23 protein-coding genes are annotated in these 24,103 nt (G+C 69.7%); 10 read left to right on the top strand and 13 right to left on the bottom strand.

Annotated elements, in window-relative coordinates:
• Window positions 1-120: 120 nt before the first annotated feature.
• Together QH290_RS20160 and aceA are read right to left on the bottom strand one after the other, a co-directional pair.
• Window positions 121-996 (bottom strand): 3-hydroxybutyryl-CoA dehydrogenase, encoded by an 876-nt coding sequence (locus QH290_RS20160; RefSeq protein WP_280270039.1) that lies wholly within the window; start codon window positions 994-996, stop codon window positions 121-123.
• A gap of 255 nt (window positions 997-1,251) precedes the next feature.
• On the bottom strand, window positions 1,252-2,541 hold the full coding sequence (gene aceA, locus QH290_RS20155; RefSeq protein ID WP_280270038.1) for an isocitrate lyase: 1,290 nt from the start codon (window positions 2,539-2,541) through the stop codon (window positions 1,252-1,254).
• 486 nt (window positions 2,542-3,027) lie between these two features.
• Between aceA and QH290_RS20150 the strand changes: the two genes are divergently transcribed.
• Complete coding sequence (locus QH290_RS20150; protein WP_280384502.1) at window positions 3,028-4,170, top strand: lipase family protein; 1,143 nt, start codon at window positions 3,028-3,030, stop codon at window positions 4,168-4,170.
• Between the two features lie 26 nt (window positions 4,171-4,196).
• Here the strand turns inward: QH290_RS20150 and QH290_RS20145 are convergent, their stop codons facing one another.
• Window positions 4,197-4,574, bottom strand: a complete 378-nt coding sequence (locus QH290_RS20145; protein WP_280384500.1) for a hypothetical protein — start codon at window positions 4,572-4,574, stop codon at window positions 4,197-4,199.
• Window positions 4,575-4,761: 187 nt separating this feature from the next.
• On the opposite strand from QH290_RS20145, the gene QH290_RS20140 reads away from it, so the two are divergent.
• Entirely contained in the window at window positions 4,762-7,653 is a 2,892-nt protein-coding gene (locus QH290_RS20140; RefSeq protein WP_280270035.1) for a tetratricopeptide repeat protein, read from the top strand.
• A 9-nt stretch (window positions 7,654-7,662) separates the two neighbouring features.
• Here the strand turns inward: QH290_RS20140 and QH290_RS20135 are convergent, their stop codons facing one another.
• The 4 genes from QH290_RS20135 to uraD form a co-directional block, all read right to left on the bottom strand.
• Window positions 7,663-8,892 carry a M20 family metallopeptidase gene (locus tag QH290_RS20135; protein ID WP_280384498.1) on the bottom strand — a complete coding sequence of 410 codons (1,230 nt, stop codon included), beginning with the start codon at window positions 8,890-8,892 and terminating at the stop codon, window positions 7,663-7,665.
• Window positions 8,889-9,536 (bottom strand): 2OG-Fe dioxygenase family protein, encoded by a 648-nt coding sequence (locus QH290_RS20130; RefSeq protein WP_280270033.1) that lies wholly within the window; start codon window positions 9,534-9,536, stop codon window positions 8,889-8,891. Before QH290_RS20130 ends, QH290_RS20135 begins: the two co-directional genes overlap by 4 nt.
• Window positions 9,537-9,923: 387 nt before the next feature.
• The gene (uraH, locus tag QH290_RS20125) at window positions 9,924-10,244 is read right to left on the bottom strand and encodes a hydroxyisourate hydrolase (protein ID WP_280270032.1); all 321 of its coding nucleotides are present in this window, start codon (window positions 10,242-10,244) and stop codon (window positions 9,924-9,926) included.
• Window positions 10,241-10,753 carry a 2-oxo-4-hydroxy-4-carboxy-5-ureidoimidazoline decarboxylase gene (uraD, locus tag QH290_RS20120; RefSeq protein WP_280270031.1) on the bottom strand — a complete coding sequence of 171 codons (513 nt, stop codon included), beginning with the start codon at window positions 10,751-10,753 and terminating at the stop codon, window positions 10,241-10,243. Before uraD ends, uraH begins: the two co-directional genes overlap by 4 nt.
• A gap of 139 nt (window positions 10,754-10,892) precedes the next feature.
• Between uraD and QH290_RS20115 the strand changes: the two genes are divergently transcribed.
• Both QH290_RS20115 and QH290_RS20110 read left to right on the top strand, forming a co-directional pair.
• The gene (locus QH290_RS20115) at window positions 10,893-11,516 is read left to right on the top strand and encodes a nucleotidyltransferase family protein (RefSeq protein WP_280270030.1); all 624 of its coding nucleotides are present in this window, start codon (window positions 10,893-10,895) and stop codon (window positions 11,514-11,516) included.
• A gap of 13 nt (window positions 11,517-11,529) precedes the next feature.
• On the top strand, window positions 11,530-12,531 hold the full coding sequence (locus QH290_RS20110) for an XdhC family protein (protein WP_280270029.1): 1,002 nt from the start codon (window positions 11,530-11,532) through the stop codon (window positions 12,529-12,531).
• Window positions 12,532-12,540: 9 nt separating this feature from the next.
• Here the strand turns inward: QH290_RS20110 and QH290_RS20105 are convergent, their stop codons facing one another.
• The 6 genes from QH290_RS20105 to QH290_RS20080 all read right to left on the bottom strand — a co-directional run bounded on the left by QH290_RS20105 (window position 12,541) and on the right by QH290_RS20080 (window position 17,794).
• Window positions 12,541-12,933, bottom strand: coding sequence for a hypothetical protein (locus tag QH290_RS20105; protein WP_280384496.1), 393 nt, complete (start codon window positions 12,931-12,933; stop codon window positions 12,541-12,543).
• 87 nt (window positions 12,934-13,020) lie between these two features.
• Complete coding sequence (locus QH290_RS20100; RefSeq protein ID WP_280384494.1) at window positions 13,021-13,845, bottom strand: class II fructose-bisphosphate aldolase; 825 nt, start codon at window positions 13,843-13,845, stop codon at window positions 13,021-13,023.
• Complete coding sequence (locus QH290_RS20095) at window positions 13,842-14,789, bottom strand: hexose kinase (RefSeq protein WP_280270026.1); 948 nt, start codon at window positions 14,787-14,789, stop codon at window positions 13,842-13,844. Before QH290_RS20095 ends, QH290_RS20100 begins: the two co-directional genes overlap by 4 nt.
• The gene (locus QH290_RS20090; protein WP_280384492.1) at window positions 14,786-15,949 is read right to left on the bottom strand and encodes an N-acetylglucosamine-6-phosphate deacetylase; all 1,164 of its coding nucleotides are present in this window, start codon (window positions 15,947-15,949) and stop codon (window positions 14,786-14,788) included. Before QH290_RS20090 ends, QH290_RS20095 begins: the two co-directional genes overlap by 4 nt.
• Window positions 15,946-16,872, bottom strand: coding sequence for an ROK family protein (locus tag QH290_RS20085; RefSeq protein WP_280384490.1), 927 nt, complete (start codon window positions 16,870-16,872; stop codon window positions 15,946-15,948). Before QH290_RS20085 ends, QH290_RS20090 begins: the two co-directional genes overlap by 4 nt.
• 10 nt (window positions 16,873-16,882) lie before the next feature.
• Window positions 16,883-17,794: an SIS domain-containing protein gene (locus QH290_RS20080; protein ID WP_280384488.1), complete on the bottom strand. Its 912-nt coding sequence runs from the start codon at window positions 17,792-17,794 to the stop codon at window positions 16,883-16,885.
• 155 nt (window positions 17,795-17,949) lie between these two features.
• On the opposite strand from QH290_RS20080, the gene QH290_RS20075 reads away from it, so the two are divergent.
• From QH290_RS20075 to QH290_RS20050, 6 genes are all read left to right on the top strand, one after another.
• On the top strand, window positions 17,950-19,194 hold the full coding sequence (locus QH290_RS20075) for an extracellular solute-binding protein (protein ID WP_280270022.1): 1,245 nt from the start codon (window positions 17,950-17,952) through the stop codon (window positions 19,192-19,194).
• A gap of 11 nt (window positions 19,195-19,205) precedes the next feature.
• The gene (locus tag QH290_RS20070; RefSeq protein WP_280270021.1) at window positions 19,206-20,099 is read left to right on the top strand and encodes a carbohydrate ABC transporter permease; all 894 of its coding nucleotides are present in this window, start codon (window positions 19,206-19,208) and stop codon (window positions 20,097-20,099) included.
• Entirely contained in the window at window positions 20,096-20,953 is an 858-nt protein-coding gene (locus QH290_RS20065) for a carbohydrate ABC transporter permease (RefSeq protein ID WP_280384486.1), read from the top strand. The genes QH290_RS20070 and QH290_RS20065 overlap by 4 nt, the downstream gene beginning before the upstream one ends.
• The gene (locus QH290_RS20060) at window positions 20,950-21,738 is read left to right on the top strand and encodes a DeoR/GlpR family DNA-binding transcription regulator (RefSeq protein ID WP_280384483.1); all 789 of its coding nucleotides are present in this window, start codon (window positions 20,950-20,952) and stop codon (window positions 21,736-21,738) included. The genes QH290_RS20065 and QH290_RS20060 overlap by 4 nt, the downstream gene beginning before the upstream one ends.
• Window positions 21,739-21,831: 93 nt before the next feature.
• Window positions 21,832-23,460, top strand: coding sequence for an alpha/beta fold hydrolase (locus QH290_RS20055; protein ID WP_280384481.1), 1,629 nt, complete (start codon window positions 21,832-21,834; stop codon window positions 23,458-23,460).
• A gap of 95 nt (window positions 23,461-23,555) precedes the next feature.
• A complete protein-coding gene (locus QH290_RS20050) occupies window positions 23,556-23,999 on the top strand; it encodes a DUF4254 domain-containing protein (RefSeq protein WP_280270017.1) in 444 nt (147 codons plus the stop codon).
• Window positions 24,000-24,103 lie beyond the last annotated feature (104 nt).

Below are 24,103 nucleotides of genomic sequence, written 5' to 3'. Positions count from 1 at the left end.
CCGCATGGCTGGCCGCCGCCCCCGAACACATTCGGCGCCCCGTGCCCACACCCCGGGGGGGGCCCATCCAGCGTTGGGCGGGTGCCCCGCGCCCCGGGGGGCCCCCGGGCACGGGAGTCCTCATCGATTGTTGTTGTACTGGTAGAAGCCGGCGCCGGACTTCTTGCCGAGCAGGCCCGCCTCGACCATGCGCATCAGGAGGGGCGGGGCGGAGTACAGGGGTTCCTTGAATTCCGCGTACATGGAGTCGGCGATGGACTTCACGGTGTCGAGGCCGACCAGGTCGGTGAGTGCCAGCGGGCCCATGGGGTGGGCGCAGCCGAGCACCATCGCCTTGTCGACGTCCTCCTTGGTGGCGAAGCCCGACTCGACCATCCGGATGGCCGACAGCAGGTACGGCACGAGCAGCGCGTTCACGACGAAACCGGAGCGGTCGGCCGAGCGCACGACCTGCTTGCCCAGCACCTCGGCGGCGAAGTTCTCGGCCCGCTTGGAGACCGCCTCGCTGGTCTTGAGCGTGGTCACCAGCTCCACCAGCGGCAGCACCGGCACGGGGTTGAAGAAGTGCATGCCGACCACGCGGTCGGGGTTGGCGGTGGCCATCGCGATCTTCATGATCGGGATGGACGAGGTGTTGGAGGCGAGCACGGCGTTCGGGTCGGTGACGACCTTGTCCAGCTCGGCGAAGATCGAGGTCTTCACCTCCTCGTTCTCGAGGACGGCCTCGACCACCAGCTGGCGGTCGGCGAAGTCGCCGAGATCGGAGGTGAAGCGCAGCCGCCAGGCGGTCTGCTCGCGCTCCCGCTCGGTGATCTTGCCGCTGGATACACCGCGATCGAGCGAGCGTAGGATGCGGGCGCGTCCGGCGGCGGCCAGTTCCCTCGTCTGTTCGAACACGAGCACATCGACATGCGCCCGCGCGCACACCTCCGCGATGCCGGCACCCATCTGTCCGGCGCCGATAATGCCGACGCGCTGAATCTTTTCGCTGCTCACGTCCCGCTCCTGCTGGTTGTTCGGTCACGGTGGGGGTGGGGCGAAAGAGCGGGCCGGTGAGCCCGATCCTTCGACGGGGAACGCTATAAGGATGCCCTCCCCACTGGGGCTGTTCAGTGGGAAGGGCGGGGAGGGCGGAAGCCGGGGGCCGGGGGGTGGGGAACCCGGTGCCCGCCGGCCCCCCCCCCCCCCCCCCGGCCCCGCCGCCGCCCCGGGCGACGCCGGGGCGGCGGAGTTACCCGATGGGACGGGAACTCAGTGGAACTGGCCCTCTTCGGTCGAGCCCTTCAGCGCGGTGGTCGAGCTGTCGGGATCGACGGTGGTGGCGATGGCGTCGAAGTAGCCGGCACCCACCTCGCGCTGGTGCTTGGTGGCGGTGTAACCGCGCTCCTCGGCCGCGAACTCGCGCTCCTGCAGGTCGACGTAGGCGGTCATGCCCTCGCGGGCGTAGCCGTAGGCCAGGTCGAACATCGAGTAGTTCAGCGCGTGGAAGCCCGCCAGGGTGATGAACTGGAACTTGAAGCCCATCGCGGCCAGCTCCTTCTGGAACTTCGCGATGGTGGCGTCGTCCAGGTGCTTCTTCCAGTTGAACGACGGCGAGCAGTTGTAGGCCAGCAGCTGGTCGGGGAACTCGCTCTTGACGGCCTCGGCGAACTTGCGGGCCAGCTCCAGGTCGGGGGTGCCGGTCTCCATCCAGATCAGGTCGGAGAACGGGGCGTAGGCCTTGGCACGCGCGATGCAGGGCTCGATGCCGTTCTTGACGTGGTAGAAGCCCTCGGCGGTGCGCTCACCGGTGATGAACGGCTTGTCGCGGTCGTCCACGTCGGAGGTGATCAGGGTGGCGGCCTCGGCGTCGGTGCGGGCGATGACCACGGTCGGGGTGCCGGCCACGTCGGCGGCCAGGCGGGCGGAGGTCAGGGTGCGGATGTGCTGCGAGGTCGGGATCAGGACCTTGCCGCCCAGGTGACCACACTTCTTCTCCGAGGCGAGCTGATCCTCCCAGTGGGTACCGGCGGCACCCGCGGCGATCATGGCCTTCTGCAGCTCGTAGACGTTCAGCGCGCCACCGAAGCCGGCCTCACCGTCTGCGACGATCGGGACCAGCCAGTTGTCGACGGAGGTGTCGCCCTCGGCGCGGGAGATCTCGTCGGCGCGCAGCAGCGCGTTGTTGATGCGGCGCACCACGGCCGGGACCGAGTTGGCCGGGTAGAGGCTCTGGTCGGGGTAGGTGTGGCCGGAGAGGTTCGCGTCGCCGGCGACCTGCCAACCGGACAGGTAGATGGCCTTCAGACCCGCACGGACCTGCTGCACGGCCATGTTGCCGGTCAGCGCGCCCAGGGCGTTGATGTAGTCCACGCCGCCGTTGACCTGCTCCCACAGGATCTCGGCACCGCGGCGGGCGAGGGTGTGCTCCTCGACGACGGTGCCCTGCAGCTTGGCAACCTGCTCGGCGGTGTAGTTACGGGTGACGCCCTTCCAGCGGGGATTGGTGTCCCAGTCCTTCTGGATTTCCGCAGCGGTCTTCGGGGTGCCGGCAGTCGACATCTCTGACTCCACTTCTTTGTTCGGTCGTGCCCCATGTTCGGAATCCGTCGCGATGTCCGAACTCTGCTGGAGCGGCAATTTGCAGGCTTGCTAGGCCCATCGGGTGTACATCCACACGATGGCACACCGAAAAATTGCCGTCTACCTGTTGCTAGTGTGAATCTCTGCTAGCTGGACCAGGACATTTGCTAAGTCTGCAAAATTTGCCCGGCAATTGCATGTCCCTAGTCTACTACCGAGTAGGTCTGACGTGGGGTTTTGCGTAACGCCCGTACTGTTTCGGTGATATCGGCCACCGCCCGGATTTCGCGGCCGCCATTCCCGCCTGTGAGGACCTTCACAAGTTCGGGCGGCCGCAGTCCGTGTGCGCCCGGCCACTTTCCTCCCCACCGGCACACCGGCAGTGCTGGACGCTCGTCCAAGTGTCAGACTGGTGCTCGCACCGCAGGAAGGGGGTATCGGTGCCGAACCGGCGAAAGGAACGCGATGCGGAAAGCGATCATCCTCGCGGTCAGCGCGCTGCTGTCCGCGGCGGGAATTCTGGTCCTGCCGACCGGCGCGAGCGCGGCGCCCGCCGCGACCGGCACCGTGACATCCGTGCAGCCCCTGTCCGCGCAGGCCACGCTGCCGGGCTCGGTGAACTCCGAGCGGATGCTCTACGCCTCCACGACGGTCCGTGACGAACCCACCGTCGCCAGTGCCGCGGTCTACTTCCCGCCGGGCCCGCCGCCGCCCGGCGGGTGGCCGGTCGTCGCGTGGGCGCACGGCACGGTCGGGCTCGGCGACGACTGCGCCTACAGCATCGGCGGCCCGGGCGATGTCGCGCGGGACTGGGCCTATCTGGGTACCTGGCTGCGGCAGGGCTACGCGATCGTCGCCGCCGACTACGCGGGGCTGGGGACGCCCGGGGATCATCCCTATCTCAACGGTGTGGTCGAGGCGCACAACGTGGTCGACGCGGTCAAGGCCGCGACCCGGCACTACCCGTCGATGTCGAACCGGTGGGTCGTGGTCGGGCAGTCCCAGGGCGGCGGCGCGGCCGTCGAAACCGCCCGCTACGCAACCGAATTCGGCGGACCGGAACTCGACTACCGCGGCGCGGTCGGCACCGGTGTCCCGGCCTACATCGAGGACATCCTGACGCCGCTGGGGCCGGGGATCCCGCCGGTGCGGCTGAGCCCGCACGGCACCGCGTACCTGCTGTACATCCTCAACGGCCTGCGCACCACCTACCCCGAACTCGACATCGAATCCTTCCTCACCGACTCCGGCCGCACCTGGCTGGAACGGGCGCGCACCGAATGCCTGCTACCGCTCGGCGAGGAGCTGTCGGCGCAGGGCGTGGTGATCGGCAACCTGTTCGCCCGGCCGCTGGCGCAGATCCCCGACCTGCACGGCCTCCTCGCCCGCTACCTGGGCCTGCCCGAATCCGGTTACGACAAGCCACTTTTCCTGGGCCAGGGCCTGCGCGACACCGACGTGGTCACCCCGCAGACACTGCGCTTCGCGGCGGTACTGACGGCAAACCACCAACCGGTGACACTGAAGACCTACCCCACCGACCACAGCGGCACGGTGAACGCCTCCCTACCGGACTCACTCCCGTTCGTCCGCAACCTGTTCGGCTGAGGCGCGGCGGCGGGTATCCTCCTGGGTCATTTCCGCCATCCGGCCGTACAGGGTGAGAATGGTTCCGGCTCAGGCGAATCGTCGTCCTCGCAGCTGTCGTAGTCGCTCGCCCCGAGTGCCCGCAGGGCCAGTAGGCACTGGGCCTGGGTCAGGGTCAGGCCCAATTCGGCCGCGCACATCGACGCCACGTCGGCGTCCCAATCATCCTCGGCGGCGAGCGGATCGAGCACGATCATCTCGGCCAGCATCATGCCCGCGAGGGCCTGCGGGCGGGTGAAACGGTACTCGGCGGGAAGATACGACAACACCCATTGACCCCGGTCCGGCCCGGGGAGATCGATGCGAAACGCGGCCTCCAGAGCCACATCGCTCGTGATCAACCAATCGGTGACGATAATTCCCATGTGCGTGTCCCTTCTCCCGCTGCCCGGTGCTACCCGGGCGGATAACTCCATGCTGAGCAGCCGGACCGGCGGCGTCGATCACACGGAGCGGACCTCTTACTTCACAGTGGTACAACCACTTGACCTGGGAGAATGAGTACTGCTACCAAAGACGGATCACACCCGGAACAGTCGGGGGAGGCACCCGGTGGCCCGTTCCAACCGACCACACCGGCCACGCAGACCGCGAGCGGTCGAGGACGTGCACGCCCGCTTCCGGGAACTCGGCCTCGACGACCACGCGATGCGCGAGCCGTTCGTCGCCGAATTGCGCCAGCGCGGATATCGCGCGCGGGCGGCGTGGCGCTACGCCGGGAATCTCTCCCAGGAGAACGTCTGCGAGCTGTTCAACGACCTCTCCAACAGCGACACGATGAAGCCGAGCCGCATCTCCGAATACGAGACCTGGCCGGGCGGCAACGGCGCGGACGGGCAGCGGCCGAAGGGTGTGCGGCCGACGGCCGAGGTGCTCAAGAAGCTGGCGACCATCTACGGCACCACCTGGGATCAACTCGTCGATCTCGCCGACCTGGCGCATATGACCGCCGCCGAGCAGCGCGAATACCGCGAGGCCGTACTGCTGCGCAGCGCCGATCCGGCGGCGGTGCTCGTCGGCGACCTCCCGCCCGAGGTCCCCGCGTTCACCGGCCGCGAGGAGGCGAAAGCCGAACTGCACAAACGGGTTTCGGCGCATGTGGAGCACGGCGGGGTCGCGGTGCATGTCATCGACGGCCCGCCCGGCGTCGGCAAGACCGCCCTGGCGCGGTACGCGGTCAGCGCGTTCTACAAGCACTATCCCGACGGCACCATCTGGGTCGACCTGCTCGGCTACACCCCGGGCCGCGAGCCCGCCGAGCCCACCGACCTCCTGGAGTGGCTGCTGCGCCAGATCAAGGTGCCGCCGACGGCGATCGCGGCCGACGCGGGGCGGCGCGCACAGCAGTGGCGGCAGGCCATGGCGTCGCGGCGGGCGCTCATCGTGTTCGACAACGCCGCGGACAGCGCGCAGGTCAAGGACCTGCTACCGCAGGCGCGCGGCTGCTTCGTCCTGATCACCAGCCGCAAGCGGCTCACCGGACTGTCCGGCAGCGGTCCGGTGCATCCCTACCATCTCGACGGCATGCGGCTCGGTGAGGCCGAGCAGTTGCTGGTGCGGCTCGCCAACCTGCGCGACGGCTACGATCGCGCGGCGGTGCGCCAGATCTCGGAGACCTCCGGCGGATTACCGTTGGCGCTCAAGCTGATTGCCGGGCAGATCGCCCACCACGGCACCACCATGCTGGCCGACAGCGCCGCGGACTTCGCGAGCCTGGCCGCCGAGATCCGCGGTACTCCGGTGGGCGCGACGCCGAACGAGTCTGCGGCGGAACATATTCTGGAGCGCTTCGCCGCCGAGGACGAATCCGTGGGCGCCGCCTTCGAACTGTCCTATCAGCGGCTGCGCGAACCCGTACTGCAGCACGCGGTCCGGCTGCTCGGGTGGTTCCCCGGCACCGAGATCACGGCCCAGACCTACGCCTGGATGGCGGATGTCTCCGAGTCGTCGGCGAAGCTGTTGATACTCAAGCTGTGTGAGGCGGGATTCCTGGATCCGCTGCCGGAGCCCGGCGACGGCGCACAGCCGGAGCCGAGCGGGCCGCGCTACCGGATGCACGACATGCTGCGGCTGGGCGCGCAGTTACATGCCGAGCGGGAGGGTGCGGTCGCGGAGCGGGCGGCGCTGGTCGGCCGGTTGATCGACCACAGCCTGGCCGTCGCGCGGACCGTGAACGCGATCCGGCCCTTCCACACCGTCGGCGTGCGGCCGACACCCAACCCGCCCGAGGAGGCCGCCCGCGCGCGGACCTGGCTCACCAGGGAACAGGAGCTGTTGCTCGGCTGCCTCGAAATCACCGCTCCCACAGCACAAGCCACCGAGCTGGCGCGGCTGACGGCCGCGCACCTGTGCGGACTCGGTTTCTGGGAGGTCGCGGAGCGGCTGTACGGGCGGGCGCTGGGAATCGCCCGCGATATCGGCGATCGGCCGGGGCAGGCGTGGGCGCTGCTGGGGCTGGGCCGGATGGCGCGGATGCGCGGCGCACACGTGCAGGCCGACGAGGCATTCCTGGAGGTGCGCGATATCGCCGACGAACTGGGTGATCTGCGCTGCCTGGCCGAGGTGCAATGCGAGCGCGGCCACTCCGCCTGGATCACCGGCGAACATGCCGACGCCCGGCATCATTTCAACGAGGCGCTGCGCATCGCCTGCGAAATCGGTTACCGCCCTGCGCAATGCGACGCCCTCGACGGTCTCGGCCGCGCGGGCCGGATGGCCTGTGACTACACCGCCGCCGAGCGGTGGTCGCAGGAGGCGCTGTCCATCGCCATCGAACTCGCCGACCCGGAACGGGTGGGCACGGTGCAGTGGGGGTACGCCGAAGCCGTTCGGCTGCACGGCAATCACGACGCCGCGCGGCAACATTACGTGTACGCGCTGCACATCGCCCGCAGCATCAACCATGTGAAGCTGGAGGGCGACGCCCTGCGCGGCCTGGGGCATCTCGACCGGCTGGACGGAAATCCGAAATCGGCGCAGCAGCATCTGGCCAGTGCGCTGGACAAGGCCCGCCGCATTCAGGACCAGTACGGCGAGGGCTGGGCACTGTGGGGGCTGGGCAATCTGGCGCGGGCGGCGGGCAATCTCGAGCAGGCGCGCAACAACTTCGAGTACGCGCTGCAACTCGCCCGGGAGATCAGGGATCCGCTCGGCAAGGTGGACGCGCTGCGCGGGCTGGGGCATGTCGAACGGGAGCTGTCGATCCGCGATCCGGCGCGATTCGCGCTCGCCGAGGGCTACTACCGGGACTCGATCGAGGTCGCCCAGCAGATCGGCGACCGGCGCGGTCGAGCGGACGCGCTGCGCGGACTGGGCCGCCTGGCCGCCCGGCACGGGCGGATCGATGAGGCCCGGGGATATTTGTCCACCGCTCGGGAGCTGTACGAGCGCATCGGAATTCCGCTCGCCGAACTCGTCGGTGAGCAGTTGCGGGGGCTTGGGTGATCCCTCGGGTCAGGTGCAGCGCAGTACGATCAGGGCGGCCAGGGTGCGGGCGCAGGCGAGCATTTCGGTGATCAGGACGTGGTGTTCGGTGTCCGGGCCGGAGCCGCGCGGGCCGAACAGGCAGCATTCGATCCCGGCGCGGGCCAGGTGGGTGGTGTCGTTGCCGCAGTACGAATACGGCAGGGCCAGGCCGGTTTCCGCGACGGTGAAGTCGGAGACTTCGGCGAGCAGCGCCGAGACCTGGGTCACCAGCGCGGAATCGGCGGGCACGTCCATCGGGGGCATCTCGGTGCCGCCGACGCCGAAAACCGGATCGGGCGGATGCTCGAAGGTAATGCGCGCCTTGGGATATCGCGCGCAGGCGCGTTCCAGCACCTGATCCAGCGCGGCGGTCACCTCCGCGGGCTCGTACGGCGGCGGATAGCGCAGATCGACCAGCGCGGTGGCCTTGTCGGCGCAGTAGCTGATCCCCGACAGGTCGTGCCGCTCGCCGCGCCCGGCGACCAAACCGGCGATCTGCAACCGCGGCAGCGTCGGAAAATCCTTGCTGTGCAATGGAAGTCGGCACTCCTCCAGCAGGTCGCACACCCTGCGCAGCACCAGCAGGGCATCGACTCCCTCCTCGCTGCGGCTGGTATGCGCGCTGACGCCCCGCACCACCACCGCGAACTTGTGCACCCCCGCCGTGCGGGTGATGATCCGGCGCACCGAATACGGCTCCGGCACCACCGCCGCCTCGGCCGTCAGGCCGCTCTCCAGCGCGTACCGAGTTCCGATGCCGCCCTGTAGTTCTCCCACGACGAATTCGAGAAGCAGCGGGCGCCGGAGTTCGATCCCGCTGCGGCGCACGGCAAGTGCCGCGCCGAGGATCGCCGCCAGGCCACTCTTCATATTGTGCAGCCCGGCCCCGTAGAGCCGGTCGCCCCGCCGCTGCGCCCGGAACGGGTCGGCGGGATGCCCCAACACCAGCGGATCCATATCGAGATGACCGTTCAGCAGCAGCGCGGGCGTGCCCGCCGTCGGCCCCATCCGGGCGACGGTTTGCCGCCTTCCCGGCGAAATCTCCTGTAGGTAGACGGGAATCCCGTTGCGGTGCAAAAGCTCTCGGATATGGTCGGCGAGCGCGGTCTCCTCGGTGGTGAACGACGGGATGGCGGCCAGCCCGGACGCCAGCTCCACCACCTCACCCTCGGGCAGCAGGGCGTCCAGGCGGGCAACGAACGCCGGGACGCCCGTCATGACGAGCGGAATCCGATCAGCAGGACATCACGGAAAGCCCGCTCGGCACCGGCGACCGGCTCGATCGGCGTGGTGTAGTGCATCACCTTCCGGTCGTCGAAGACGAAGGAGTCCAGCGGTTCGGTGAGTTCGAAACTCTCCAGGCAGTGGGTGGGCGTGTCGTAGGCGCCCGAGACGCCGCCGGTGATGCCCTCCCTCCGGACCAGGTGCGCGGACCCGGCGAGCAGGCCGTCGTGGTGCACACCCTCCGGCGCGGGCTCACCCGGGGCGGTGATCCGGATGTAATGCGCATCCGCGACCAGCCGAGCGGGGCCGCGCTCGGTCAGAAGATCCGCTGCGACAAGGGATTCGGCCACGGTGCGCGCGATCTTCTCGGCGACCGCGGTGACCGGGTGCCCGGACGGGACGAGCCGGAACTCCCGCTCCAGCCCGCCCTGCAGCGGATTGACCGACATCGACTGGACGTAGGGCCGGGGAGTGTCGTTCGGGGTGAACACCAACCCGTCGACCGCGACATCGAAACACTGGTAGGCGCGGCTGCGGCGGCGCTGTCCGGGCGGTAGCCAGCGATCCAGTTCCAGGTCGCGATCGTAGACATCGGCCAGCACCGCGTACTCGTCCGTCGTCAGCCCGAAATCGGGCATGCGCAACAGCAAGTACCCGCGATCACGCAATTCGGGCCTCGCGCCCGGACTCGTCGACGCATAATGGGGACCCAGCGAAGGCTCCTTCCGCACAGCATCGGGCGGTTCTTCCGGCGGTCGCCCTCGCACACTCCGACGGCGACGCGCGAATCTAATCACAGCCGATTGCCGGGACAGGCCCGATTGCCACGACACGCCACACCGCACTCACCACACTCGTCTCACCATCGCGGGGGTCGTTCACCGCGTTAACGACCGTCGATCCGGAGCAGGCGCCGAAGCTGCCCTGGTACCAAGGGTTTTGCCGCCGAGCGTAATCGCACGGGCGGCGGCGCGCATGCCGGGCAAAATGCCGACCGGTCACCGGTCCGCGAGCCGCACGGGGCCTCAGCTACCCCGATACGTCGAGTACGAGAACGGCGACAGCAGCAGGGGTACGTGATAATGCCGCTCGCCGCCGACGGAGAACGCGATGGTGACCTCCGGGTAGAAGGTGGCGACCCGCAGGGCGGCGAAATAGTCGCCGGTGCCGAAACGTAACCGGTAGGTGCCTGGCGCCAGATCTCCGCCGAGCCCGGCGATGCGACCGTCGTCATCGGTGTGCGCGGCCGCCAATTCCGTACCGTCCGTGCCGAACAGCGTCACCGCGATACCGCTCGCCGGCGCACCGCGCACGGCATCGAGGACATGCGTGCTGAGCGTGCTCATGCGCGCTGCCCGATCTCGCGCACCAGGCGGCGCAGGCGGATTCGGTTGATCTTGCCCAATTCCTCGCGCACGATGCCCCTTTCGGTGCGTGGATCGTTGTTCAAGCGGGATACCAGGATGTCGAGCAGTTCGGGTGCGGACCGGCCCGTCGCGCACACCAGATAGACGTGTCCGAATCGCTGCTCGTACTCCCGGTTGCGGTCGGCCAGTTCGGCGCGAATCGCGTCACCGGCGGTCACGACCGCGGCCTGCTCGCGCGCCGAGTCCGGGCTGTCCGGGCGGTCGCCGATGCGCGGATGGCCGGACAGGGCGAGGTCGAGTTCCTCCTCCGACAGTCCCGCCACGGCGTCGTCGGCCGCGGCCAGCAGTGCGGTCACGGTGCCGAAGGGTCGTCCCGCGGCGACCGTCCGCGCCCACTCGGGTGAGGCGCAGCAGGTCAGCAACAGCCGCACCGCCTCGGGCTCCGGCATCGTATCGAGCGTGTCCAGGTCATCCTCCGCAACGGTCATCGCCTCCAGCATCAACCATGCCGACCACCGCTGCCAATCGGGGCGGCGAAGATCACCGGCCGCGTTTACTCTCGGTTACGGGCCCGAAGCAAGCGCATGAGCAGGGCAATAACGCACGACCGGCCGCGGAGGTCACAGCATGGGCAACGACGACGGGCGCTGTGCCGGGCTCGTGCTCGCGGCGGGCGCCGGTACCCGCTACGGCGGGCCGAAGGTACTGGCCGAAGGGGGTGCGTGGCTGCGGGGTGCGGTCGCGGCGCTGCGGGACGGCGGCTGCGGGCCGGTGTTCGTGGTGCTCGGCGCGACCGGTCCGGCTCTGTGGTCGGACGGGCGGTGGCTGGTCTGCGAATCTCCGGCCACCGCAGTACCGGACGGCGCCCGGCCGGTCTGGGCCGCCGACTGGGCCGTCGGGTTGTCGGCGTCGCTGCGAACCGGGCTCGCCGCGGTCGCGCACTCCCCCGAGGGCGCCGGATACGCGGCCGTCATGCCCGTCGACACCCCGGACGTCGGCGCGGATGTCGTGACCCGGGTGCTGGCGGCGGCGCGCACGGCCCCGAGCGGTCTCGCGCGCGCCGTCTTCCACAACCGGCCGGGCCACCCCGTTGTGCTCCATCACAAACACTGGGATGCGGTGCTCAAGACTGCGCAAGGAAATTCCGGAGCTCGGTCCTTTCTGGACGCTAGACCGGATATTGTGGCCGTCACGTGCGACGATCTGGCAACGGGACGGGACCACGACTACCCGGCCACTCGCGCACCCTGATCGGGAGTTTGTGATGCGTGACATCGTCGATGACCTCATGCGGGTGTGGCACAGTGGCCGGACGGGCGGCCTCGCGACCCTGGTCCGGACGTTCGGCCCCTCCCCCCTGCCGGTCGGTTCGATGATGCTGCTGGATCCCGACGGCGTCGTGTACGGCTCGGTGTCCGACGGCTGCTACGAGTCCGCGGTATACGAGGGGGCCGCGCATTCCGCGCGCACCGGCCACCGCGAGCTGCGCCGGTTCGACGGGACCACCGGACTGGACGTGGGGTCGGACTGCGGCACCATCGACGTATTCCTGGAGCCGTTCTCCCGCAGTCACTTTCCCGAGTTCGCCGAGGTGGCCAGCGAGATCGACGCCCAGCGCCCGGTCACCGTGTTCACCGTGGTGTGGCATTCGGATCCCTCGGTCATCGGGCAGCACCTGGTGACCGACCGGCGCCACAACACCGAACTGGTGTCGCTGCCGGAATCGGATGTCTTCGTCTCCTCCTACACCGCGCCGCCGCGGCTGATCATCTTCGGCGCCAACTCCTTCGCCGCCGCGCTGACGGCACAGGGCCGGATGCTCGGCTATCGGGTCACCGTCTGCGATCCGCGGGAGGTCTTCGCCGCATCGAATTCGTTCCCCGGGGCCGAGGTGGTGGTCGACTGGCCGCACCGATACCTGAACGCGCAGTCGGCCGCCGGTCGGATCGACTCCCGCACGGCGCTCGTCGCGGTATCGCAGGATCCGAAATTCGAGATCCCGCTGCTCACGGTGGCGCTGCGACTACCCGAATTCGGCTATCTCGGCGCCCTCGGATCGCACGCCGTGCACACGCGCCGAGTGGAGGCCCTGCAGGCGGGCGGGTTCGACACCGAGACCCTCTCGCGGCTGCACGCTCCGGCCGGTGTCGACGTCGGCGCACGCACCCCCGCGGAGACCGCCGTCGCCGTGGCCGCCGAAATTCTCGCCGCCCGTTCGGGGGCGCCCCTGGCCTCCCGCGCCCGCACCGCCGTTCCGGTCTCCTGAGACGCTCGATCACCAGGCCGGTTCGAACCAGTCGCGGGCGGCCCGCCGGAACAGCAGCACGATCACGACGACCGAACTGACCGGGCCGAGCCAGCCCGGCGGATGTCCCGCGGAGATCGACGGCACGGTCCACAGCATGTTCAGAACGGCGAGCAGAATCGCCCCCACCCGGATGCCGCCGCCGACGGCCCCGAATCCCAGCGCCGTCAGTCCGAGCACCCAGCTCGGCACGAACGACAGCGAGGTGATCAGCGCGGAGCGCCCGCCGAACAGCCAGGCCGCCGAGGCCGTGCACACCAGGCCGATCGCGGCCATGCCCAGCGCCACCAGCTGCGCGGCCCGCACCGAACCGGGCATGCGGTACTCGCCCGCGTCCGCGGGGTCGTGCCCAGCCTCGGACATCGGTCCTCCCCTCTCGCCTGCGGGGCTGGTGGGACGGCAAAACTGTACCGCGCAGTCCATTCGAGCCGGAAGCAACGCGCGGGCTGGCTATTCCAGCACGTACAGCATCCGCTGCACCTCCCTTCGCACCGCCTCCCGGCCGGGGCCCAGGTATTTCCTGGGATCGGACAGGACCGGGTCGGCGGCGAGTGCCTCCCGAACCGACTGCGCCATCACGATATTCAGCCGGGTGGCGATATTGATCTTCGTCATCCCGTGCCGGACCGCCGAGCGCAGGCCGTCGTCCGGGACTCCGGAGGAACCGTGCAGCACCAGCGGGACCGGTACCTTCGCGGCCAGGCGGGCGATGAGTTCGTCGTCGAGGCGGGCCTCGCGGGTGTGCATGGCGTGCGAGGACCCCACCGCCACCGCCAGCGCATCCACCCCGGTGGCGGCGACGAAGGCGACGGCCTCGTCCGGGTCGGTCCGGACGCCCGGAGCGTGGGCGCCGTCCTTGCCACCGACCTCGCCCAGTTCGGCCTCCACGAATACCCCGCGCGCGTGGCACCACCGCGCGATTTCCGCTGTGCTGCCGACATTTTCGGCGTAGTCGAGGGTGGAGCCGTCGTACATCACCGAGGTGACGCCCGCGTCGACGGCGGCCTCGACCAGTGCGGGCGAGGTGGCGTGGTCCAGGTGGACCGCCAGCCGCGCCGGGCTGCGGTCCGCGATCTCCAGGCAGGCGCGCGCCAGCGGCACCACGCCGCCGTGATAGCCGACCGTATTCTGCGAGATCTGCAGAACCGCCGGGCGTTTCGCGTCGGCGGCCGCGGCGGCGATCGCCTCGGCGTGCTCGAGCGCGATGACATTGAACGCGCCCAATCCGCCCGGCCTCGCGGCGGAGATCAGCTCTGGTATCGGCAGCAGGGTCACGGGCTCTCCTCGAGGGCACCGCACAGCTCGGTGACGGCCACGGTCGGCTCCAGCCGGGCGCGCAGCGTGCGGTCGATCTCCCCGGCCACCGGGATGACCACGGCGGCCGCCGATGTCGCCACGGCATCGGTGAGCAGCGCGGGCCAGTCCGGTTCGGGCGCGGCCGCCAGTGCGGCGATCACCGCCGCGGCGGCGGCATCGCCTGCGCCCGTGGGGTTTCCGGACACCGGCTCGGGCAACGCCGCGGACCATGCGCCCGAGCCGGTGACCGCGATCATGCCCTCGGCGCCGCGGGTGGCGATCACCGCGCGCACGCCGCGATCGAGCAGCGGCCGTACCGTCGACACCACCTCCTCGGCCGTGGTCGCGGGCTCACCGGTCAGGCGCTCGAGCTCCTCGCGGTTGGGCATCAGCACCACACCCGGCACCTCGGCGGCCATCCGCAGCGCGCGCCCATCCACATCGCAGAGGGTGGGTACGCCCGCCGCGAGTGCGGTGCGGGCCAGCTGGGCCGGGACCGAGTCGCCGACGCCGCCGGGCAGCGAACCCGACACCACCATGCCGCCGGTATCGGGCAGCAGGCCCGCGACCCGGACCATCAGCTGCTCGACGGCGTACGGATCGCCGACCCGCGCGCCCGGCTCCCAGAGCGCCGTCGCGGTGCCGTCACCGGATTCGCTGATCACCACCGTGCGCCGGACCCACGGCAGCGCGTGCACGAAATCCACCGGCAGCTCCAGCTCGGCGGCGGCCGCGAAGGCGTGATCGGCGAAACCCGTTGCCCGGGAGTACTTTCCGAGCTGGTTCAGCACGCGGGTGACGTTGATGCCCTTGCCGCCGATCCGCTGTTCGACCGACAGCACCCTATGCTCTCGACCACGCTCGAACCGCTCCGTGCGGTAGGTCATGTCGTAGGCGGGGTTCAAGGTCACGGTGAGGATCACGTCAACCACTGTCCACGGCGCAGGACGCGTTGCAAAGCCAGATCCGCATCGAGGACGATCACATCGGCGCGCAGGCCCGGGCGCAGGTCACCGACATCGTCGAGGCCGAGGGCCGCCGCCGGTGTCGCGGTCGCGGCGCGGACCGCGTCGGGCAGGGACACCCCGCACTCGCGAACCGTCCAGCGCAGGCATTGCAGCAGGGTGGCGGTGCCACCGGCGATCGAGCCATTGGCGACGCGGGCGACGCCATCGGTCACCCGCACCGACTGCGGGCCGAGGCGGTACTCGCCGTCCGCGAGCCCCGCGGCCTGCATGGCATCGGTGATGAGGGCGACCCTGTCGGCCGCGGTGGCGAAAACCAGTGCGCCGAAGCCGGGTTCGACGTGCACCCCGTCGCCGATGAGCTCCACGACCGCCGCGCGATGTGCGGCGGCCACCAGACCGGCCGCGACCGGGCCCGGGGTGCGGTGGTGCAGGGGCGGCATCCCGTTGGCCAGATGGGTGACCAGGGTGCCGAATCCGTTCGGCGCCAGGGCGGCCCGGAATTCCGAGTACTCGGCGTCGCTGTGGCCCAGCGCTATGACGACACCGCCGCCCGCGAGCTGCTTCGCGGCCACCTCGAACCCGCGGCGCTCCGGAGCCAGGGTCATCACGCGGAGGTGGCCGCCCGCGGCCTCCAGCAGCCGCTCGATCAGCGCCGGGTCGGGGTCGGTGAGATATCTCGGATCCTGTGCGCCGCAGCGGGCCTCGGACAGGAACGGGCCCTCGCTGTGGATGCCCGCGATCGTCCCGTCCGCGGCCAGGGAGCGCAGCGTCGCCGTCTGCGCGACCATGTCGTCCGGGGCGCCGGTCACGACGCTCGCGATCACACTCGTCGAGCCATCGCGGCGATGGAATTCCGCGGCGGCCCGCGCCTGCTCCACATCGGTGGTATCGAACCGATGCCCGTATCCGCCGTGGTTGTGAATGTCCACCAGTCCGGGCACGATCGTGCCGAGATGCTCCGGTGGTCGCGAATCCCGATGCGCCGCAGCCCATTCTGCATAGGACTGAACGGCCGCGATCCGGTCGGCACGCACGACCACGACACCGTCCTCATACTGGTGCGACGGCGCCACGACCCGGCCACGCAGGTAGATCTCGATGCTGTCGTCGGTCATTCCAGTACCCCCGCGCGGGCGTAGCGGGCCGCGCCGACCAGGCCCGCGCGGGCGCCGAACTCACCCAGCACCACGCGCGGCGCGGGGGCCACGCGCAGCAATTCGGTGAGACGGTCCTGCAGGGACCGGGTGAGCGCGGTGCCCGCACCGGCCAGGCCGCCACCCAGCACGACCAGTTCGGGGCAGGTGGCGTGGACTATGCCGAGCAGGCCCTCGGCCAGGGCGGCGACGGCGTCGTCGACCACGGCGCGGGCCTCGCGGTCGGTGGGCAGGGCCGCGAAAACCGCTTCGGCACCGGAGATCTCGCGGCCGGTGCGGGCGCGATAGGCGCGGGCGATGGCGGCACCGGAGGCTACGGTTTCCACGCAGCCGATATTGCCGCACGGGCAGCGCAATCCGTCGCGATGACGCACCGGGATGTGGCCGTACTCACCGGCCTGTCCGGCCGCGCCACGCACCAGCCGCCCGGCCACCGACAGCGTCCCGCTGATGCCGGTGCCGAGGATCAGCACGCAGACGTCGTCGCACCCGCGGCCCGCGCCGTAGCGCCATTCGGCCCAACCGGCCACGGCGACATCGTGTTCGATCAGCACCGGGATATCCCAACGGTCGCGAAAGCGGTTGCCCACCTTCACATCACGCCAGCCGACATTGCTGCTGAACACCGCCAGCGAGCGGGCCGGGTCGACGATGCCGGGCAGCACCACGGCCGCGCGGGCCACCCGATTCCGCTGCGCCGGGGGCAGCTCGGCCAGCAGTCCCGCCCCGAGTTCGCCCATGGCGTCGAAGGCCGCCTCCCCGGCGGGAGTCGCCACGAGGCCCGAACCCAGCACGGCCCCGGACGCCTCGGTGATCTCGCCCTTGATCGTGGTCCCGCCGACATCGATGGCGAGCACCAGATCCGCGGGCGCGACGGCGGTCACGGCCTGCCCCTCACCCGAGGATCACCGAGCGGTTCAGGCCGCGCGGCCGGTCGGGATCCAGGCCCTGGTCGGCGGCGCGCAACACACACAGCCGGTGCACGCGCACCAGGTCGGCCATGGGGTCGATGGCGCGATGTTCGAAATGCGCGCCGGTGGCGGCGATATCGTCGGCGAGCCCGGCGGGCACCGGCCCGAACGCCCACACCGCCCGGCCGGGCGCGGCGATGCTGATCGGCCCGTGCCGGTACTCGGTGGCCAGGTAGCCCTCGGTCCAGGCCTGGCAGGATTCGCGCAGCTTCAGCCCCGCCTCGTCGGCCAGCGCGGCCGCGAAACCCATGCCCACGAAGCTGATCTGCTCGGCGTACCGCACGCCCGCCAGCGCCTGCCCGAGGTCCTCGGCCAGCACCGCGCGGGCCTGCGCGATCACCGGGTCCAGATCCTCGCCCAGGTGGCGGCGCAGGATGGCCAGCGTCGTCGTCGCGAATCGGGTCTGCACGACCGACCGCTCGTCGACGGCGTCGATGAGGATCGGATCACCCAACTCGAGCACGGGGGTCCCGGGGCTGGAGCAGATCACGGTGCGCGGCACCGCGTCCGGGATCGCGCGCATCGCGTCGACGACCTCGGTGGTCGTCCCGGAGCGGCAGATGACCAGGTAGCGGTCGTAATCGCGACCGGTGGGCAGCTGACCGGCGGGCCAGGCGTCGGTCAGCCCCTGCCCCGCGGACTCGCGCAGCGCCGCGAAGGCACGGGACATGAAAAACGAGGTGCCACAACCGATGACGGCCACGCGCTCACCCGCCGCCGGTAGCAGCGCGGCGTGCTCGGCGGCGATCGACGCGGCCCGCGTCCAGTCGTCGGGCTGGGTGGCCACCTCGGCGGCCAGATGGGTTTCGGGGATTCGCTCGGCGGAGGTCGGCACCCCTCCAGGATCCGCGCCGTGATCGTTCATGTCAAATTTACGGCAGAAACAGTCACATTCGATCACCGTTGGCGCTAACCTCGGTGCAATCGAATCGTTCGCTCCATCATCCGCGGTTCGTATCGCCGGGTGTGCTCTTTGGAAAGGTTCTACTCGTGAAACGTCCACTCCGCGGCGCATTCTCGTCGATAGCGCTGCTCACCGGCCTGGCCCTGGCGGTTTCCTCCTGCGGTTTCGGTGGCAACTCGTCGGACGACTCGGACCCGAACGCCCTGTCCTTCCTGGCCGCCTCCTACAGCGACGGCACCAAGGCGTCCTGGGACCGGATCGTCGCCGACTTCCAGGCGAAGAACCCGGACATCAAGGTGAATGTGCAGGTGGAGTCGTGGGATTCGATCAACGACGTGGTCCGGACCAAGCTGCAGTCGAAGTCGACCACCCCTGACATCCTCAACATCGACGCCTACTCCACCTTCGCCACCGACGGTCAGCTCTACCCGGCCTCCGAGGTCGTCTCGCCCGCGGTGCTCAGCGATATCCAGCCCGGCTTCGCGCAGAACGCCTCGATCGGCGGAACCCAGTGGGCGCTACCGCTGTTCGCCTCCACCCGCACGCTGTTCTACAACACCGACCTGCTGGCCCGGGCGGGCGTGCCCACGCCGCCGAAGACGTGGGCGGAGCTGACCGACGCGGCCGAGAAGATTCAGGCGCTCGGCGGCGGTGTCTCCGGGTACGGCCTGCCGCTGGGCAGTGAGGAGGCCCAGGGCGAGACCTCGATCTGGACCTTCGGCGCGGGCGGGAACTGGAGCGACGGCGACAACATCACCATCGACACCCCGGCCAATGCCGAGGGCGTGCGGGCGATGAAATCGGTCGCCGAATCCGGTGTGACACAGCCGAATCCCGGTGCCACCGACCGCAAGGACGTCATCAACTCCTTCATCCAGGGCAAGATCGGCATGATCGAGGGCCTGCCGCCGGTGATCGGCATGATCGCGCAGAAGAACCCGGGCCTGAAGTACGCGACCGCGCCCTCGCCGACCAAATCCGGTGATCCGGTGACCCTGGGCGTCGCCGACCACCTGATGGCCTTCAAGAAGGACGGCAAGAAGACCGAGGCCATCAAGAAGTTCCTCGACTACTTCTACTCCGCCGACGTGTACTCCAAGTTCGTGCAGAGCGAGCACTTCATCCCGATCACCGCCGGCGGCACCCAGGCGATGGCCGACGACCCGGTGGTCAAGGCGTTCTCGGCCACGCTGCCCGTGGCCAAGTTCTACCCGAGCAACAACCCGAAGTGGGGCGCTGCGCAGGGCGCCATCCGACAGCAGATGGGCACCATCGCGCAGGGCGCCGATCCGGCCGCGGTGCTGCAGAAGATTCAGCAGGCGGCGAGTTGAGGGGCGTCGCCGTGAAGACCGGGCACCGGTCCACGGCGGCGCTGCGGGCGCTACCGTGGATCGGCCCGGTACTGATTCTCATCGCGGGCGTGGTGGCCTTTCCGGCGGGCTACATGCTCTGGACCTCCACCCGCACCCTGAGCGCCTACGGCCAGGATCGCGGCCCGGCCGGACTCGCGAACTTCCGCAAGTTGTTCGCCATCGAGGAGCTGGGCAGCGTCCTGCTGCACACGGTGGTCTGGGTGGTGGCGGTCGTGGCGATCACGCTGGTGCTGTCGGCGGGCCTGGCCCAGTTCCTGAACAAGGATTTCCCGGGCCGCACCGCGGTGCGCATGGCGATCCTGGTGCCGTGGGCGGCGTCGGTGGTGATGACCACGACGATCTTCGCCTACATGCTGGATCCGGACGTCGGCATCGCCAACCGGTTCCTGGTCGACATCGGCGTGCTGGACCGGGGCTTCGGCTTCACCAAGGAGGCGGGCCCGGCGTTCCTGGTGGCGATCGGGGTGGCGGTGTTCGTCTCGATCCCGTTCACTACCTACACGATTCTCGCCGGGCTGCAGGCGATTCCGGCGGAGATCGAGGAGGCCGGGCGGGTGGACGGCGCGGGCGTCTGGCAGCGCTACCGGTATCTGACGCTCCCGCAACTGCGTCCGGCGATCGCGGTGGCGACGGTCATCAACATCATCAACGTGTTCAACTCGCTGCCGATTCTGCAGGTGCTGACCGGCAGCATCGCCGGATTCGGGGCCGATACGACAACGACGTTGACGTTCAAGCTGATTCGGCAGAACCAGGAGGTCGCGACGGCGGCCGCGATGAGCGTGCTGAACTTCGCGCTGATCGTGGTGATCATCGCGGTCTATGTGAAGCTGATCCGCCCGGCTGGTGAGGAGGCGCGATGACCGATCCCACGGCCGTGGCGAGGGCCGGGAAACCCCGCCGCCGCTGGGAGCTGACCGCCGTCGGCGTCGTGATCGCGGCGATCTTCCTGATCCCGTACGTGGTGATGGTGCTCGGTTCGCTCAAGCCGCGCTCGGAGATCCTGCGCATCCCGCCGACCTATCTGCCGCAGCAGTGGAGCCCGGGCAACTACTCGAGCATGTGGAACACACCGGAGACGCCGCTGTCGTTCAACATGGTGAGCACCGTGGTGATCTCGGTATTCGCGACCGTGGTCGTGCTGCTGGTGGCGATCCCCGCCGCGTATTACACGGCGCGGCGGCGCTTTCCGGGCAAGGTCGCGTTCCTCGGCCTGGTGCTGGTGACCCAGATGTTGCAGCCGACCGTCCTGGTGACCGGCCTGATCCGGGAGTTCTTCACGCTCGGCATCAACGACACCTGGCTGGCGATGATCCTCGTGAACGCGGCGTTCAACCTGTCGTTCGCGGTGTGGATCCTGCACAGCTTCTTCGCGTCGGTACCGGTGGAGATCGAGGAGGCCGCGCAGCTCGACGGGCTGAGCAGGCTGCAGACCCTGACCCGCGTGAGCCTGCCGCTGGTGTGGCCGGGCATCGTCACCGCGACCATCTTCGCGTTCGTGTCGTGCTGGAACGAGTTCGCGGCCAGCCTGGTGATCCTGACCACGCCGGAGAACCAGCCGCTGTCGGTGGCCTTGACCAAGTTCATCGGGCAATACGACACGGCTTGGCAATATGTCTTCGCGATCTCTACGGTCGGCATCGTGCCCGTTGTCATCCTGTTCGCGCTCATCGAGAAGCGCCTGGTCGCCGGCCTGACCGCCGGTAGCGTCAAATGACCGCTGCGGCCGATCGGTCCCAGCGCTGGAACCGGCTGCTGGAACTGCTGGCCGACGCAGGCCGGTTGTCGGTGGAGGAGGCCGCCGCGGTGCTCGGCGTCTCCCCCGCCACCATTCGCCGCGATTTCACCGCGCTGGCCGACCAGCAACTGGCGGCCCGCACGCACGGCGGCATCGTCGCCACGTCGGTCGCCTATGAGCTGCCCGCCCGGTACCGCAGTGGCGACGCGGCCAAGCAGCGCGTCGCGGAATACGCTGCGGGACTGGTGGACCCGGCCGAGGTGGTGGGTCTCAACGGCGGCACCACCACCACGGCGGTGGCCCGCGCGCTGGCCGGGCGACCGGACCTGCCGACCTCGGCCGACAGCCAGATGACCATCGTCACCAACGCACTGAACATCGCCAGCGAGATGGTGCTGCGCCCGCAGCTGCGCACCATCTGCCTCGGTGGGATGGCGCGGCGTGAGTCCTACGAGCTGCACGGGCCGCTGGCCGAACGCGCCCTGGCCGAATTACACCTGGACACGGTCATTCTCGGCGTGAACGCGATCTCGGCGGCCGGTGGCGCCCAGTGCCGCCATCTCGACGAGGCGGGCGTGAACGCCGAGATGGCCCACCGCGCAACGCGTGTCATCGTGGTGGCCACCGCCGAGAAGCTGGAGCGGGCGGCATTGGCCCGCATCTGCCCCATCGAGGAGATCGACATCCTCGTGATCGACAACGCCGCCGAGGAGGGCGCGGTCGCCGCCATCCGCGAGGCGGGAGTGCGTGTAAAGCTGGTGTGAGCGGGCCGGGGCACTTGACCGTGCCGCTGCGGCACAGTCGAGACTGGCTCCCGAATCGGCACGCCGGTGCCGGTGGATCGAGGAGTGACAGCCATGGCGTGGATTACCACCCCCGCCCGAGGGAACTCGGAACGAGCCAGGCCCGCGGGCTCTTTCGGCCGACGCGCGGCACCGACCGCCGCGGCGTTCCTGCTCGCCCTGACGCTCGGCGCCTGCACCCAGCCGGAATCCTCCGGGCCGCAGCAGCCGAGCCCGGAGTTGCAGCGCTTCTACGACCAGCGTTTATCCTTCGAGCCCTGTCCGGGCTACGCCACGACCGCCGCCGACGAGAAGGCCTTCGCCAGCAACCCGGCGTTCCAATGTGCCCGGGTGCAGGTGCCCCTCGACTACGACGACCCGGCGGGCCGCACCGCGCAGATCGCCCTGCTCAAAGCGCCCGCGCGGGGTAAGCCGATGGGGTCACTACTGCTCAACCCCGGCGGGCCGGGCGGGCCCGGAATGAGCATGGCCGCCGTCGCGTCGAAGACGTGGGCGACCAGCCCGGTGACCGAGAAGTTCGACCTCATCGGCTTCGATCCCCGCGGAGTCGGCGCCTCCACCCCGGCGGTCGACTGCTTCACCGATGCCGACATCGATGCCGGAGACGCCCTGACCTCCGTCGCCGTCGGCGCGGGCACATGGACCGAGCAGGACACCCGCGGGCTGGTCGACCGGTGTGCCGGGCGTTCGGGTGGCCGGGACGTGCTCGCCCACGTCGGCACCCGGGACGCGGCCCGCGATATGGATATCCTGCGCGCGGCGCTGGGTGACGAGAAGCTGACCTACTTCGGTCAGAGCTACGGCACCCGGCTCGGCGCGGTCTACGCCGAAATGTTCCCCCGCACCGTGCGGGCCATGGTTCTCGACGGCGCCATCGATCCACGCGCGGGGACCGTCGAGCGGCGAGTCGCGCAGTTCACCAGCTTTCAGCGGTCCTTCGACGCGATGGCCGCCGACTGCGCCACCCGGCCCGACTGTCCCCTGGGCACCGACCCCGGACGAGCCACCGAGAAATTCCAGAGCATCGTCCGGCCCCTGCTCGATCGGCCGATAACCGCCGCCGACGGTCGGCGACTGGACTTCGACGGCGCGTACGGCGCGGTGACCGCGGGGTTGTACGACTCCGCGGCCTGGCCCGCGATCACGAAGGGAATCGCCGAGATCGCGGCCGGACGCGGCGACACCCTCCTCGCGCTGGGCGACGCCTTCGCCGGGCGCGGGCCCGACGGACGCTACGGCAACTTCAACGAGGCCAACTACGCGATCAACTGCATGGACGAACAGCGCCGCACCCCGGAGCAGGAGTCCGACCTGAAGCGCCGAATCCAGGCGGCGGCCCCGTTCACCGATACCGGGCGTGGTGCCGACGGCGCGCGCGACGGCTGCGAGTTCTGGCCTGCCGCACCGACTCTCGACTACCCCTATGCCACCGGTATCGAGGGACTGCCCGAAACACTGACTATCTCGATCACCGGCGATCCGGCCACCCCCTACCGCGACGGGATCAGCCTCGCCGAGGCCCTCGGCGGCACCCTGCTCACCGTCGAGGGCGAACAGCACACCGTCGCGTTCTCCGGGACCAGCGACTGCGTGAACAGGGCCGTCGCCGGATACCTGATCGACCTGATCACCCCGCCCGCCGATACTCGCTGCACGCTCCCGGCACCCGAGCCGGGCGGATGATCGGGCCGCCACGCTCGAGCGAAAAATCCGTGCCGCGAGCGGCTGGCATCGAATGTCGTTGCTGATCGGAAACATTCGGCGGGCAAGATGGCGCCGTGGAATCGCTCCCACCCAAACACCGCCTCCTGGAGGCATGCCGCGGGACCGCAGACGAGGATCACTTCGTGCTGCGCTGTGCCTGCCGGCTGGCCGAGCTGCACGAGCAGCGGCTCGCCGTGACGCCGATCGCCGCACGCGGCATCGATAGCCTTCGCGCCCAGTTGGTGCACGACATAGACCATTGGGTCGCAACGGAATTACCGCGGGCACGCGGTGGCGTGCGGCTACATACCGAGACGGTGGGCACGGTGATCGACCGGCTGGCCCAGTACTCCGCGCTGTCCTACTTCGCGCTGACCGACGCGCCCGAATGGATGGCTCGCGATGCCTCGCGGCGGCTGTCGGAACTGGCGGCCGCCTACGACGATCTCGCCGCGGAGATCGCGGCCGGACTGTGCCGCCTGCCCAACCTCAGCGGACACCACTCCTTCGAACCCTGAACGCCGAAAGAATTGCCGCCGGCGGCGCGGACGTCAGCGCCGCCGGCAGCGGGATACCGGTCCGTCCCCCACGGCACCGAGTCTGCCCGGCAACCTTGGCGACA

The sequence above is a fragment of the Nocardia wallacei genome (genome assembly GCF_029869545.1).
Lineage (GTDB): Bacteria > Actinomycetota > Actinomycetes > Mycobacteriales > Mycobacteriaceae > Nocardia > Nocardia wallacei_A.
Note: the sequence above shows the minus strand (reverse complement) of the source record. Positions and strands in the feature narration are given on the sequence as shown.